The organism is Streptomyces sp. NPDC058195 (assembly GCF_042883525.1).
Taxonomy (GTDB): domain Bacteria; phylum Actinomycetota; class Actinomycetes; order Streptomycetales; family Streptomycetaceae; genus Streptomyces.
This window is the reverse complement of record NZ_JBHVVM010000006.1, coordinates 96,802-110,098: the sequence shown is the minus strand read 5'-3', so window position 1 is coordinate 110,098 and position 13,297 is coordinate 96,802. Positions and strand designations below refer to the sequence as shown.

Here is a 13,297-nt window from a genome sequence, read left to right as displayed (position 1 = left end):
ATCCGCGCGTACGGGTCAGCGGCGCACCGTGCGGGTGGCGCGCAGCCACTCCTTGTTCATGGCCGAGATCGACGGCAGCGGGATGCCCTTGGGACAGGCGGTGGCGCACTCCCCGGTGAGGGTGCAGCCGCCGAAGCCCTCGCTGTCCATCTGGCCGACCATGTCGAGGACCCGGGTCTCGCGTTCCGGGGCGCCCTGCGGCAGGACGTTCAGGTGGTTGATCTTCGCCGAGGTGAAGAGCATCGCCGAGCCGTTGGGACAGGCCGCCACGCAGGCCCCGCAGCCGATGCACTCGGCGTGCTCGAAGGCGAAGTCGGCATCCGGCTTGGGCACCGGGGTGGCGTGGGCCTCGGGGGCGGTGCCGGTCGGGGCGGAGATGTAGCCGCCCGCCTGGATGATCCGGTCGAAGGCCGAACGGTCCACGACCAGGTCCTTGACGACCGGGAAGGCGGAGGCGCGCCACGGTTCGATGTCGATGGTGTCGCCGTCCTCGAAGGACCGCATGTGGAGCTGGCAGGTGGTGGTGCGCTCGGGGCCGTGGGCGTCGCCGTTGATGACGAGGCTGCAGGCGCCGCAGATGCCCTCGCGGCAGTCGTGGTCGAAGGCGACGGGGTCGTCGCCCTCCAGGATGAGCCGCTCGTTGAGGGTGTCGAGCATCTCCAGGAAGGACATGTCCCGCGTGATGCCGTCCACCGCGTAGGTGGACATGGATCCGGGGGCGTCGGCGTTCTTCTGGCGCCAGACGCGCAGGGTGAGCTTCATGCGTAGCTCCGCTGGGTGGGGTGGACGTACTCGAAGGCGAGCTCTTCCCTGTGCAGGACGGGCGCCTCGCCGGTGCCGGAGAACTCCCAGGCGGCGGCGTAGGAGAACTCCTCGTCACGGCGGGCCGCCTCGCCGTCGGGGGTCTGGGACTCCTCACGGAAGTGGCCGCCGCAGGACTCGGCGCGGTGCAGCGCGTCGAGGCACATGAGCTCGGCGAGCTCCAGGTAGTCGACGATGCGGTTGGCCTTCTCCAGCGACTGGTTGAACTCGGCCCCGCTGCCGGGCACCTTGATGCGGCGCCAGAACTCCTCGCGGATCTGCGGGATGCGGGCGAGCGCGGTACGCAGTCCGGCCTCGGTACGGGCCATTCCGCAGTACTCCCACATGAGTTCACCGATCTCGCGGTGGAAGGAGTCGGGGGTGCGGTCACCGTCGACGGCGAGCAGCAGGTTGAGCCGGTCCTCGGTGTCGGCGACGGCCTCCTCGACGGCGGGGTGCGAGGCATCGATCTCGTCGTGGTGCGGGTTGCGGGCCAGGTAGTCGTTGATCGTCGAGGGGAGGACGAAGTACCCGTCGGCAAGGCCCTGCATCAGCGCGGAGGCGCCGAGCCGGTTGGCGCCGTGGTCGGAGAAGTTGGCCTCGCCGATGGCGAAGAGGCCCGGGACGGTGGTCTGGAGGTCGTAGTCGACCCAGAGCCCGCCCATCGTGTAGTGCACGGCCGGATAGATCCGCATCGGGGTCTCGTACGGGTTCTCCGCCGTGATCCGGGCGTACATGTCGAAGAGATTGCCGTACTTCTCCTCAACCTTGTCGCGGCCCATCCGCGCGATCGCCTCGGCGAAGTCCAGGTAGACACCCTGTCCGCCGGGGCCGACGCCGCGGCCCTCGTCGCAGACGTTCTTCGCGGCGCGGGAGGCGATGTCCCGGGGGACGAGATTGCCGAAGGAGGGGTAGATGCGCTCCAGGTAGTAGTCGCGCTCCTCCTCGGGGATCTCCCCCGCCGGGCGGTTGTCGCCCTTGGCCCTGGGAACCCAGATCCGTCCGTCGTTGCGGAGCGACTCGCTCATCAGCGTCAGCTTGGACTGGTGGTCGCCGGTGCGCGGGATGCAGGTGGGGTGGATCTGGGTGAAGCAGGGGTTGGCGAAGTACGCGCCCCGGCGGTGGGCCCGCCAGATCGCGGTGGCGTTGGAGTTCATGGCGTTGGTCGACAGGTAGAAGACGTTGCCGTAGCCGCCGCTGGCCAGGACGACCGCGTCGGCGAAGTGGGTGTCGATCCGCCCGGTGACCAGGTCGCGGGCGACGATGCCCCGCGCCCGGCCGTCGACCACGATCAGGTCGAGCATCTCGGTACGGGCGTGCAGTTCGACGTTGCCCGCGGCGATCTGCCGGGACAGGGCCTGGTACGCGCCGAGCAGCAGCTGTTGTCCGGTCTGGCCGCGGGCGTAGAAGGTACGGGAGACCTGGACGCCGCCGAAGGAGCGGTTGTCGAGGAGGCCGCCGTACTCGCGGGCGAAGGGGACGCCCTGGGCGACGCACTGGTCGATGATCTCCACGGAGATCTGGGCGAGCCGGTGGACGTTGGACTCCCGGGCGCGGAAGTCGCCGCCCTTGACCGTGTCGTAGAAGAGGCGGTGGACGGAGTCGCCGTCGTTGCGGTAGTTCTTCGCGGCGTTGATGCCGCCCTGGGCGGCGACCGAGTGGGCGCGGCGGGGCGAGTCCTGGAAGCAGAACTGGACGACGTGGTAGCCCTGTTCGGCGAGGGTGGCACCGGCCGAGCCGCCGGCGAGTCCGGTGCCGACGACGATCACGGTGTGCTTGCGGCGGTTGGCGGGGTTGACGAGCTTCGCCTGGAAGCGGCGGGTGTCCCAGCGTTCGGCGACGGGGCCGTCGGGGGCCTTGGTGTCGGCGACGGGGGCGCCGGTCGCGTAGTGCGCGTAGTCGGTCATGTCAGCTCACGACTCCGGTCATGACGGCAATGGGTACGGAGAGGAAGCCCAGGGTCAGCACCGCGGCCAGGGTGCTGGCGAGGGTCCTGAGGAACCGGTCCCGGCTCGCCCGGCCCGCGCCGAGGGTCTGGGCCGCGCTCCACAGGCCGTGCCGGACGTGGAGCCCGAGGGCGAGCACCGCGGCGATGTAGACGGCGTTGCCGTACCAGGTGGAGAAGGTGTCGATGACGTTCTGGTACGGGTGACCGGGCTGGAAGCCGCCGGGGTGCGCGGTGCCCGTCGTCAGGTCGAGGATGTGCCAGACGATGAACAGGGCGAGGATGATCCCGCCCCAGCGCATGGTGCGGGTGGCGTAGGCGGCGCGCGGCCTGCGGTGCACGTACGCGGTGGGGCGCGCCCGGATGTCGCGGCGGCTGAGCTGGTACGCGGAGACCGCGTGCAGCACCACGGCCACCACCAGCACCACCCGGACGATCCACAGGGCCCACTCGTAGTGCAGGAAGGGCTCGCCCATGGTGCGCAGCCAGTGCGCGTAGTGGTTGAACTCGCCGGAACCGAAGAAGATCTTCAGGTTGCCGATCATGTGGACGACCAGGTAGAGCAGCATGATCAGGCCGCTCACCGCCATGACCGTCTTCTTGCCGACGGACGAGTCCCAGAGCGTACGCGTCATGGACGGCCGTCGGTCCGTCCGGGTTGCCAATGCCATGCGCACGACGCTAGGGCCGGACGACCCCATCAGTCCAAGACATGGAACGGCTGATCTCCATAGGGAATGGCTATCATGCGGGCTAGAGTGGGTTCATGCAGTTCCAGCAGCTGACGTATTTCGTGGCCGTGGCCGAGACTCTGCACTTCACCCGCGCCGCCGAGGCGGTGCACGTCTCACAGCCCTCACTCTCCCAGCAGATCCGGGCCCTGGAGAACGAGCTGGGCGCGGAGCTGTTCAGCCGGGCGCGCGGCAACATCACGCTGACCGACGCGGGCGAGGCCCTGCTGCCGCTGGCCCGGCGCATCCTCGCGGACGCGGACACCGCTCGCCACGAGGTGCAGGAGCTGGCACAGCTGCGGCGGGGCCGGGTCCGGCTCGGCGCGACGCCCAGCCTCTGCACCGGTCTGCTCCCCGAGGTGCTGCGCGCCTTCCACGACCGGCATCCGGGCATCCGGCTGCTGCTGGAGGAGGGCGGCTCACTCGATCTGGTGCGGGAGCTGGCGCGTGGCGCGCTCGATCTGGCGCTGGTGGTGCTGCCGCTGCCCGCCGCGTCCCCCGCGCTGACGACCCTTGAGCTGCTCCAGGAGGACCTGGTCGTGGTGTCGTCGGCCGGAGCCCCGCGGCCGGGGCGGGGCGGGCGGGTGCGGATCGCCGATCTCCAGGGCGAACCGCTGGTGATGTTCCGGCACGGCTACGACCTGCGGGAACTGACCGTGGCGGCCTGCCGGGCGGAGGGCTTCGAGCCGTCGTTCACGGTGGAGGGCGGCGAGATGGACGCCGTGCTCGGCTTCGTCCGGGCGGGGCTCGGCATCGCGGTGGTGCCCAGCATGGTCGCCGGGCGCTCGGGTCACGGGCTGCGGACGACGCCGCTGGCCGGTCCCGGTCTGCGGCGCACGATCGCGCTCGCGCACCGCAGCGATGTGGCCCCGCCGCGTGCGGCGCGCGAGCTCCAGAAGCTGTTGCTGGCCGTCGGCTGACCCGGGGCCCCATGCGCGGGACCGGGGTACGAGGCGTGTGGCGCCCCGTACCCCGGTCGGTTCACACCGCGTCGGCCAGCAGCAGCGAGTGGATGCGGTCCGGGGCGCCGGGCCGGGCGTAGTACCAGCCCTGGGCCGTGTCGCAGCCCAGCTTCCGCAGCTGCTCCGCCTGGGCGCCGGTCTCCACGCCTTCCACCGTGACGGCGAGGTCCAGGCTGTGCGCCAGCGAGACGATGCCCTCGACGATCTTCAGATCGACCGGGTCCGCCGGGTGCTGCTGCATGCCCCTGGTGAACGAGCGGTCCAGCTTGAGCACGCTCACCGGGAGACGGCGCAGGTTCGCCAGGTTCGAGTAGCCGGTGCCGAAGTCGTCGAGCGCGATGTCGACGCCCATCTCGGCGAGTTGCCGCAACGGCTTGAGCAGGTCGTCGTCGGCGCCGATGAGCGCGGACTCGGTGACCTCCAGGCAGAGCGCCTCGGGTTCGAGCCCCGACCGCTCCAGTACGTCGACCGTCTCGGCGACCAGCCGCGGGTGGTGCAGCTGGGTGGGCGAGAGATTGACGTTGATCCGGACCGGGCCGCCGTCGCTGTGTCGTTTCTGCCAGAAGTGGGCCTGCCGTACCGACTCCTCCAGCACCCAGCGGCCCAGCGGCACGATCAGCCCGGTGTGCTCGGCCAGCGCGATGAACCGGTCCGGTCCCAGCACTCCGTGCTGCGGGTGGCACCACCGCACCAGCGCCTCCGCGCCGTGCACCGTCCCGTCGCCGAGGTGCACCAGCGGCTGGTACTCGATGAAGAACTCGCCGCGTTCCAGGGCGGCGGGCAGCGCCGTGGTCAGCCCGTGCCGGGTGATGGCACGGGCGTCCGCCTCGGCGTCGGCGAGCTCGAAGCGGTTGCCGCCGGCCGACTTGGCCCGGTACATCGTGATGTCGGCGCTGCGCAGCACCTCGGCGGCGTTGCGCTCACCGGCCGGTCCCTCGACGATCCCGATGGAGCCGCGCACCGTCAGCTCGCGGCCGTCCAGGCGGATCGGGGAGCCCAGCGCGCCGAGGATGCGGCAGGCCAGTTCGTCGACCTCGGTCTCGGTGTCGGGGCCGGTGGTCAGGGCCACGAACTCGTCGCCGCCGAGCCGCGCGACCATCTCGCCGGGTGCGGTGGCGCAGCTCTGCAGCCGGTCGGCCACCTCGACCAGGAGCCGGTCGCCCGAGGCGTGGCCGAGGCTGTCATTGATCGCCTTGAAGCCGTCCAGATCGAGGTAGCACAGGCCGAAGCGGCTGCCGTTGTCCGCGGAGAGCGCTTTCTCCAGCCGCTCGAAGAACAGCGTCCGGTTGGGCAGTCCGGTGAGCGCGTCGTGCGTGGCCTCGTACCGCAGGCGCAGATTGAGCAGCCGGCGCTCGGTGGTGTCCTCCAGCAGGGCCAGCTGGTACTGCGGCCTGCCCTCGGTGTCACGCAGCAGGGAGACCGTCAGATTGGTCCACAGCACCGTGCCGTCGTTGCGGTAGAAGGCCTTCTCGACCCGGTAGTGCTCGCGTTCGCCGCGCACCAGCTCGTCGTAGTACTTCCACACGTACGGCGTGTCCTCGGGGTGGACCCACTCGGTGACCTTGTGGCTGCGCACATGGTGGTCGAGTCCGCCGAACATCCGGGTGAGGGTGTCGTTGACCTCCAGCACGTTGCCGTCCAGGTCGGCGATGCCGATGCCGATGGCCGCGTCCTTGAACACGGCGCGAAACCGTGTCTCGGTGGCGTGCAGGGCGCGTTCGGCGTCCGTCCGGGCGGTGAGGGCGGAGCGGGCGATGGCCTCCTGCTCAGCCCGGGTCCGTTCGCGCAGCGCCTGGGTGAAGCCGCCCGCGAGGGCGTGCTGGATGCGGGCGCAGCGGGCCCGGCCGTCCTCGGCCGACAGCGCGGTGGCGCCGCAGTAGAGCACCAGATACGAGTCGACGACACCGAGCGTGCTGCTCAGCGCGTCCGGATCCGTGCAGTGCGCGTCGACGAGCGCGGCACCGACCTTGCCCGCGGGGGCCGGGTCGAAGGACCGGGCGTGCAGGATGTCGCTGAGCCCGCGGGCCAGTGGCAGCAGATGCCGCTCGAACTCGGCACGGGTCAGGGAGGTGGCCGTCGAGGGGAAGATCGCCCGGCTCCAGATGGTGGCGAATCTTCGGAGCCGGTCCTCGGGACTGTCGGGCTCCGTGTCCGGCGTGCCCGACGACTGGGCGGGGATGCTCACGCCTTGCGTCCCACTCCCGCGAAGCCCGAGAACGCGTAGGGGTCCTCCTGCTCCGCGACGACCGGGGTGTCCGGGCGCCAGTACGGCATCGACACCAGTCCGGGCTCGATCATTTCGTATCCCTCGAAGAAGCGCGCTATCTCGTCACGCGACCGCATGACCAGGGGGTTGCGGATGCTGTTGTAGACCTCGACCGTGCCGCCCGCCTCCTCCCGGCTGAGCGGAATGCCTTCGTACGAGGCGTGGGTGAGGACGATGAGGCTGCCGGGGGCGAGTGCCTCGCGCAGTCCGGCGAGGGCGCCCAGCGGGTCGTCGGCGTCCTCCAGGAAGTGGAGCACGGCGATGAGCAGCAGGGCCACCGGGCGGTCCAGGTCGAGAAGTCCGGAGATCTCCGGGTTCTTCACGATCTCCTGCGGACGGCGCAGATCCTCGGCGGCAATCACCGTCAGGTCGTTGCCCTCCAGTACGGCCCTGCTGTGCGCGACGGCGACCGGGTCGTGGTCCACGTAGGCCACCCGGGCCTCCGGGTCGGCCGCCTGGGCCACTTCGTGAACATTACCGAAGGTCGGTATTCCGGATCCGATGTCCAGAAACTGAGTGATGCCCTCACTCACCGCGTAGCGCACGGCCCGGCGCATAAAGGCGCGATTCGCCTGCATGATCTTGGGCAGCCCCGGCATGAACTCCATGGCTTTGCGGGCGGCTTCCCGGTCCACCTCGAAATTGTGCGAGCCGCCCAGATAGAAGTCGTACATGCGGGACACGCTCGGCACCGAAATGTCTATGCCTCGCGGTGCCCAAGCGGGACGCTCCATCAAAGTCTCCAACAAGTCGCCACGGCGATCCGGCCATGTCCATGGTCAGTGTTGACCTGAGGCTACTGATCGTCCGCCAAGAGAGCGAGCGGAAACGGAAATTAGCCGTCCGTTATTGGTCACACACCACTGGCATGTGCGACCGGCCCGTTGCTGCGTGTGACATTCGGTACCGATCGGGCGGACTGCCGCGGCACGGCCCCCATCCGCCCGCCCCGCCCCGGCCGTTGATGAATCCGGGCACGGCACCGGTTTGCCTCGCGGGAATTGGGACGGACCGGACGACGCGCGTTGTCCGGTCACTTGAGGGCACCGGATCGATTGCGGTCGGTAAAAGCCCGGTCACCGATTTTATTGGCAGCATTCTTTACCACTACCGCAATGACGGACCGGCGCACCGCCCGGACGCCGCCGCACGCCCCGCCTCCCTGGACGTGCGGGTGCCCCGCACGTCAACTCTCGTACGGGTGAACCACGTTGCCCACGGAGCTCGCCACGGCCCCGGCCGAGGTGCGGACACCCCGCCCTACCTGCACCGACCGCACCGCGCGGCGCCCATCGGCGCTCCCCGGCGGCAAAGGATTTCAGGTGCCCGGTTCCCACCATCAGGCGAATCCGGCTCTCGCACCGCGTGTCGCGCGGCGGGCCGGTCCATGCTCCCGCTCGTGTATGGATCATTCATAGGACGGTTCGGGGCGGCCCTCGCGCTGCTCTGGCTGCTGGGCACTCCGGCGCCCGCGCTGGCGGACAGCTGCGCGTACGCCTCCGTCGGCGAGAACGGCGACGGCTCGTCGTGGATCGCCACGGCGGGGGTCGGCCCGTGCCTGTCGAGCCCGGCGCCCGAGCCGCCGCCCGCCCCGCGCCCCTCCGCCCCCCGCCCCTCTCCGCCCCCGCCCGCCGCTCCGCCGCCCCGGCCCGCACCGCCGCGGCCAGCGGCGAAGCCCGCGGTGCCGCCACCGCCCGCGCCGGAGCCGGAGCCCGCACCGGCCCCCTCGCCCGCCCCGAAGCCCTCGCCCTCCGCGCGCCCCGCGCCGCCCTCGCCCCGGCCCGTGGCGCTGCCCCACTACCGCAGGCCGGAACGCAGGGCCGTACGGCGGAGCAGCTCCGTGATGACCACCACGCTGCTGATCACGGCACCCGCGGTGTTCGCCGTCGCCGTACTGCGCCCCCGCTCCCGCTGACCTCCGGAGAATCACATGTCGGAATGGCTTGTTCTCGCCCTGGCCATGGGCGCGGCCTGTGCCGTCGTCCTGACCATCGCCGTACTCAACAACCGCCGGGTCGGGGAGGACGACGACCCCTCCGAGACACCCGACGTCATCGAGTACATGACGATGATGATCGGTGTGGTCTACGCGATCGTGCTCGGGCTCGCCATCGCGGGCGTCTGGGAGGGCCGCGGTGAGGCCCAGGAGTACGTACGGCTGGAGGCTCAGGCCCTGCACGAGGTGCAGGCCCGCTCGTCGGTCTACCCGGCGGAGGTGCGCTCCCGCATCCGCGCCGACGTCGACGCCTACGTGCGCCACGTCGTCGACGACGAGTGGCGGGCGATGAGCGAACACGGCTCCCTCACCGAGGAGGGCACCCGGCTCCTGGACCGGGTGCGTACCGACGTCACCGAGTACCACCCGCAAAACAATTACGAGGGGGAGGCATATCAGCCACTCGTCGACCAAGTGGCCGCGGCCGACGACGCGCGCAACGCCCGCGGCCAGAGTGCCGGTGCGACGATGCCGGGCGTGGTCTGGTTCGGCCTCATCACCGGAGCCCTGGTGACGATCGGCCTGCTGTTCACCCTGCAGATCCGCAGAACCTTCCGGGAACTGCTGCTGGCCGGTCTCTTCAGTGTTCTGATCGCCTTTCTGCTCTTCTTGATCTGGGACTTCGACACCCCGTTCGGGCGTGATATCTCGGCCACCGCGGAGCCGTTCCTCGATCTGTTCCCGCGCGCCACCGGCGGATAGCGGTCCGAGGTCCCCCTCCCACGCTGCTCCGCCCGGGGGATGCCGGTGCCCCGTGCGGAGCACCCGGATCGCGGGGCCGCCGGGCGGCTCCTAGCGTGTGGCCCGTCGAGGTGCATTTCTGACACTCTGTGGAAACTCGTTCCGCAAGTGCTCCTCGGGGACCTGGAGGCTCACCCATGCGCTCGATACGAGAAGCACCCGTCGCCCTGCTCGGCGCCGCCGCTCTCGTCCTGACCGCTCCGGCCGCGTCCGTGTACGCGGCGGCGTCGGGAGGCGCGTTGCCCGCGACCGGTTTCACCGTCACCCCGTCGGTGATCCCGCCGGGAAGCCAGGTCGTCCTGGCCGCCCGGGGGTGCCCCACCACCGCAACCGCCGGCTCCGGCGTCTTCGACACGGTCACCCTCGCACGCGGCGGCTCCGTCGCCGCCACGGTCGACTGGGACGCGAGGCCCGGCGCCTCCTACGCAGTGACGTTCATCTGTGCCACGTCGCCCGCCACCACGGCGAAGGCCACGCTGACGATCGCCGGAGCGCCGAAGGCAGCGGCCCCGGCACACGGCGGGCCCGGCGACGGCGCGGGCACGATGAGCGCCGCCACGACGGCGGCCGGAACGGCGTTGGCAGTGGCCGCCGTCACCGGAGCCGTCCTGATGGCACGTCACCGCGGGGAGAACCGCTCGCACTGACAGCAGGGCAGTGCCGACCGGACGGAGCGTCGCCCCGGGTCCTCCCCAGGACCCGGGGCGACCGACGTTCCGGCCCCTCTCCGCAGGTGGTGAAGCCAGCGGATAGCCTCACTGCCGTGACAGAACGGCAGCCTCATCAGTTCGAACGTGGCACAGATGGTCCGAAAGTGATCGTCGCGGGCCTGGACGGTTCCGATTCCTCCATGCGGGCCGCGGCCTACGCGGCCGGCCTGGCCCGCCGCCAGGGCGCCGTGCTCGCCCTGGTCTACGTCCAGCCCGTGCTCTCCGCCGGGGCCGCGCTCGGCGCTCCGGTCGCCGACACCACCGGCGAGGTCGCCCAGGGGCTGGTGGACGAGATCCGCGAGGCGACACACCGGGTCAAGGACACCTGGGACGTGCGCTGGGAGTTCCACACCTTCCGCGGCGATCCGTACAACGGGCTGGTGTCCGCGGCGGACGAGCTGAAGGCCGATGCCGTGGTGGTGGGCGCCTCGGAGTCGGCCGGTCACCGCTTCATCGGCTCGGTCGCCGTGCGGCTGGTGAAGGCGGGCCGCTGGCCCGTCACGGTCGTCCCCTGACGATTCCGTACCGAACCGGGACGGATCAGAGACCCGGGCCCGGCACGCCTCCGCGCGGCCCGGCCCGGACCATCTGCCGGAAAGATACGGAATCATCCATTCCACCGGACGGCACGCCGTCTTCCACACCGGCCTCGCCTGGGCCATCATGAGCGCCCGTCAGGGACAGCCGCCGGTGGAAAGGTGACTCATGGCAAGGCTCCGAATGGGCGAGGGTGTACTGCGCCGCAAGCCGATCGAGCAGATCGACGAGAAAGGGGGCGCGGGGGAAGCCACCGCTCAGCTCACCAGAACGCTCGGCCTGTGGCAGCTCACCGCCATCGGCGTGGGCGGCATCATCGGCGCGGGCATCTTCACCCTCGCCGGCACGGTGGCCCACGGCACCGCCGGTCCCGCCGTGCTGATCTCCTTCCTCATCGCGGGGGTGGCGAGCGCGGCGGCCGCCTTCAGCTACGCCGAGTTCGCGGGCCTGATCCCGAAGGCCGGTTCCGCGTACACCTACGGATACGCGGTCCTCGGTGAGCTGGTCGGCTGGTTCATCGGCTGGGACCTGCTGCTGGAGTACACGGCGATCGTGGCGGTGGTCGCGATCGGCATCTCCGGCTACTTCAGCTTCCTGCTCGGCGAGATCGGGCTCACCGTACCGAAGTGGATGCTGGGCGCGCCCGGCACCGGCGACGGCCACAAGATGGACCTGTTCGCCTCGCTGCTCTGCATCCTCATCGCGTACCTGCTGACCCTCGGCATCAAGAACGCGGCCCGCTTCGAGACGGTCGTGGTGGTCCTGAAGGTGCTGGTCGTCCTGCTGGTCGTCGGCGTCGGGGTGTTCCACATCAACACCTCCAACTACACCCCGTTCTTCCCGTTCGGAGTGAGCGGCGCCTTCACCGGGGCGGCCACGGTGTTCTTCGCGGTGTTCGGATACGACGCCATGTCAACGGCGGCCGAGGAGTCCAAGGACGCCCAGCGCCACATGCCCAAGGCGATCATCTACTCGCTGGCGATCTCGATGGTGCTCTACGTGGCGGCGTGCCTGGTGCTGACCGGGATGCAGAACTACAAGGACATCGACCCGGAGTCGGGCTTCTCCACCGCGTTCAAGTCGGTGGGGCTCAGCGGCCTCGCCGATGTGATCGCGGTGGGCGCGATCATCGGCATCCTCACCGTGATGTTCACCTTCATGCTGGGCGTGACCCGGGTGTGGTTCTCCATGAGCCGTGACGGGCTGCTGCCGAAGTGGTTCGCCAAGACCCATCCGACCCGGCACGTGCCGACCCGGGTGACCTGGATCGTCGGTTTCGCCTCGGCGGCGATCGCCGGGTTCCTGCCGATCGGCGAGGCCGCCGAGCTGACGAACATCGGCATTCTGCTGGCCTTCGTCGTGGTGTGCATCGCGGTGATCGTGCTGCGCTACAAGCGGCCGGAGCTGCCGCGCACCTTCCGCACCCCCGGCATGCCGTTCGTCCCGGCCCTCGGGGTGGTGTTCTCCCTCTGGCTGATCACCTTCCTCCAGTGGCAGACCTGGGTGCGGTTCGCGGTGTGGTTCCTGATCGGTCTGGTCATCTACTTCAGCTACTCGTACCGGAAGTCGGAAATGGCCAAGGCACCGGAATCGGCCGCGGAGCAGCGCTGACCGGGTGTCCGGGCGGCCGTGCCCCGGCCGCCCGGCGTCCCTGGGCACCGCCGCCCGACCGTTCACCGCACCACTCGCCGCACTGTGCGACCGCTCGTCGCACGGAGCCGCCCGTCGCCTGTTCCTCGGCGCTCCGATGCGTTCGGATACGCGAATCGGCAGTACGGCGGCAGGGGCCCCGGCGGAAAGGGCGATCACGATGACCACCACGACGACCGACGAGCGGGCCCTCGCGGCGCTCCAGCGGGAGCACGGGCCCGCTCTGCTCCACTTCCTGCTCGGCCTGACCTTCGGCGACCGGCAGCGGGCCGAGGACCTGCTCCAGGAGACGCTGGTGCGGGCCTGGCAGCACCCGGAGGCCTTCGACGCCCCGTACGAGTCGATGCGGCCCTGGCTCTTCACCGTCGCGAGGCGGCTGGCGATCGACGCGCGCAGGTCCCGGCAGGCCCGGCCGACCGAGGTCGGCGATGCCGTGCTGGAGACCACCGCGACCACCACCGACACCGCCGAGGCCACGGTCTGCGCGCTCGATGTGCGCGAGGCGGTGCGCACGCTCAGCCGGGAGCACCGCGCGGTGCTCGTCCAGATGTACTTCCGCGGCCTCACGGTCGACGAGACGGCACGGGTGCTCGGCATTCCGCCCGGCACCGTCAAGTCCCGGTCCTACTACGCGCTGCGCCAGCTCTCCCGCAGTCTGCCCGGCTACTCCAGCAGGTCCTCCTCACGCAGCAGGGCGAGCAGCGAGACCGCCTCCGCGGCGGCCACGTAGTCGGCGGCGCAGCGGTCGCAGGACTGAAGGTGCCGGGAGACCTCGCGGCTCTCACCGGCCGTGAGCGCGTCGAGCACATAGGCGCCGAGCACATGCCGCACGTGCGTGCCCTCCCCGGGGTCGGCGGTCATCGCATCCTCGTGTCGTGAGCGGATCCGGTCCTGACGGATCCTGTGCTTCTGGCCACGCGGGGCGCGCTCCCCCGGTTCAATGCTCCCGGAAGCGCCG

13 protein-coding genes are annotated in these 13,297 nt (G+C 70.5%); 7 read left to right on the top strand and 6 right to left on the bottom strand.

The genetic code is table 11. The features are described 5' to 3' along the window. Window positions 1–15: 15 nt before the first annotated feature. Genes ACFVWY_RS10000 through ACFVWY_RS09990 form a run of 3 tightly spaced genes read right to left on the bottom strand, consistent with a single transcriptional unit; the run spans window position 16 to window position 3,417 of the window. Entirely contained in the window at window positions 16–762 is a 747-nt protein-coding gene (locus ACFVWY_RS10000) for a succinate dehydrogenase/fumarate reductase iron-sulfur subunit (protein WP_389869265.1), read from the bottom strand. Then, a complete protein-coding gene (locus tag ACFVWY_RS09995) occupies window positions 759–2,708 on the bottom strand; it encodes a fumarate reductase/succinate dehydrogenase flavoprotein subunit (protein ID WP_389869262.1) in 1,950 nt (649 codons plus the stop codon). The genes ACFVWY_RS10000 and ACFVWY_RS09995 overlap by 4 nt, the downstream gene beginning before the upstream one ends. 1 nt (window position 2,709) lies before the next feature. Then, window positions 2,710–3,417, bottom strand: coding sequence for a succinate dehydrogenase (locus ACFVWY_RS09990; protein WP_389869259.1), 708 nt, complete (start codon window positions 3,415–3,417; stop codon window positions 2,710–2,712). Between the two features lie 95 nt (window positions 3,418–3,512). On the opposite strand from ACFVWY_RS09990, the gene ACFVWY_RS09985 reads away from it, so the two are divergent. Beyond that, window positions 3,513–4,397, top strand: coding sequence for a LysR family transcriptional regulator (locus tag ACFVWY_RS09985; protein ID WP_389869257.1), 885 nt, complete (start codon window positions 3,513–3,515; stop codon window positions 4,395–4,397). A gap of 61 nt (window positions 4,398–4,458) precedes the next feature. On the opposite strand, the gene ACFVWY_RS09980 is transcribed toward ACFVWY_RS09985, so the two are convergent. Then, on the bottom strand, window positions 4,459–6,624 hold the full coding sequence (locus ACFVWY_RS09980; RefSeq protein WP_389869256.1) for a putative bifunctional diguanylate cyclase/phosphodiesterase: 2,166 nt from the start codon (window positions 6,622–6,624) through the stop codon (window positions 4,459–4,461). Further along, window positions 6,621–7,439: an SAM-dependent methyltransferase gene (locus ACFVWY_RS09975; protein ID WP_389869255.1), complete on the bottom strand. Its 819-nt coding sequence runs from the start codon at window positions 7,437–7,439 to the stop codon at window positions 6,621–6,623. Before ACFVWY_RS09975 ends, ACFVWY_RS09980 begins: the two co-directional genes overlap by 4 nt. Before the next feature lie 665 nt (window positions 7,440–8,104). On the opposite strand from ACFVWY_RS09975, the gene ACFVWY_RS09970 reads away from it, so the two are divergent. From ACFVWY_RS09970 to ACFVWY_RS09945, 6 genes are all read left to right on the top strand, one after another. Continuing rightward, window positions 8,105–8,620: a hypothetical protein gene (locus ACFVWY_RS09970; RefSeq protein WP_389869253.1), complete on the top strand. Its 516-nt coding sequence runs from the start codon at window positions 8,105–8,107 to the stop codon at window positions 8,618–8,620. Between the two features lie 15 nt (window positions 8,621–8,635). Next, a complete protein-coding gene (locus ACFVWY_RS09965) occupies window positions 8,636–9,403 on the top strand; it encodes a hypothetical protein (RefSeq protein WP_389869250.1) in 768 nt (255 codons plus the stop codon). Window positions 9,404–9,579: 176 nt separating this feature from the next. Next, the gene (locus ACFVWY_RS09960) at window positions 9,580–10,089 is read left to right on the top strand and encodes a hypothetical protein (RefSeq protein ID WP_389869248.1); all 510 of its coding nucleotides are present in this window, start codon (window positions 9,580–9,582) and stop codon (window positions 10,087–10,089) included. Between the two features lie 116 nt (window positions 10,090–10,205). Then, window positions 10,206–10,667: a universal stress protein gene (locus tag ACFVWY_RS09955; RefSeq protein ID WP_389869245.1), complete on the top strand. Its 462-nt coding sequence runs from the start codon at window positions 10,206–10,208 to the stop codon at window positions 10,665–10,667. Window positions 10,668–10,857: 190 nt separating this feature from the next. After that, window positions 10,858–12,300: an amino acid permease gene (locus tag ACFVWY_RS09950; RefSeq protein WP_389869242.1), complete on the top strand. Its 1,443-nt coding sequence runs from the start codon at window positions 10,858–10,860 to the stop codon at window positions 12,298–12,300. A 199-nt stretch (window positions 12,301–12,499) separates the two neighbouring features. Further along, window positions 12,500–13,069, top strand: a complete 570-nt coding sequence (locus ACFVWY_RS09945) for a sigma-70 family RNA polymerase sigma factor (RefSeq protein ID WP_389869239.1) — start codon at window positions 12,500–12,502, stop codon at window positions 13,067–13,069. On the opposite strand, the gene ACFVWY_RS09940 is transcribed toward ACFVWY_RS09945, so the two are convergent. Beyond that, window positions 13,003–13,200: a zf-HC2 domain-containing protein gene (locus ACFVWY_RS09940; RefSeq protein ID WP_389869236.1), complete on the bottom strand. Its 198-nt coding sequence runs from the start codon at window positions 13,198–13,200 to the stop codon at window positions 13,003–13,005. The two genes, ACFVWY_RS09945 and ACFVWY_RS09940, sit on opposite strands and share 67 nt — an antisense overlap. Between the last annotated feature and the right edge of the window lie 97 nt (window positions 13,201–13,297).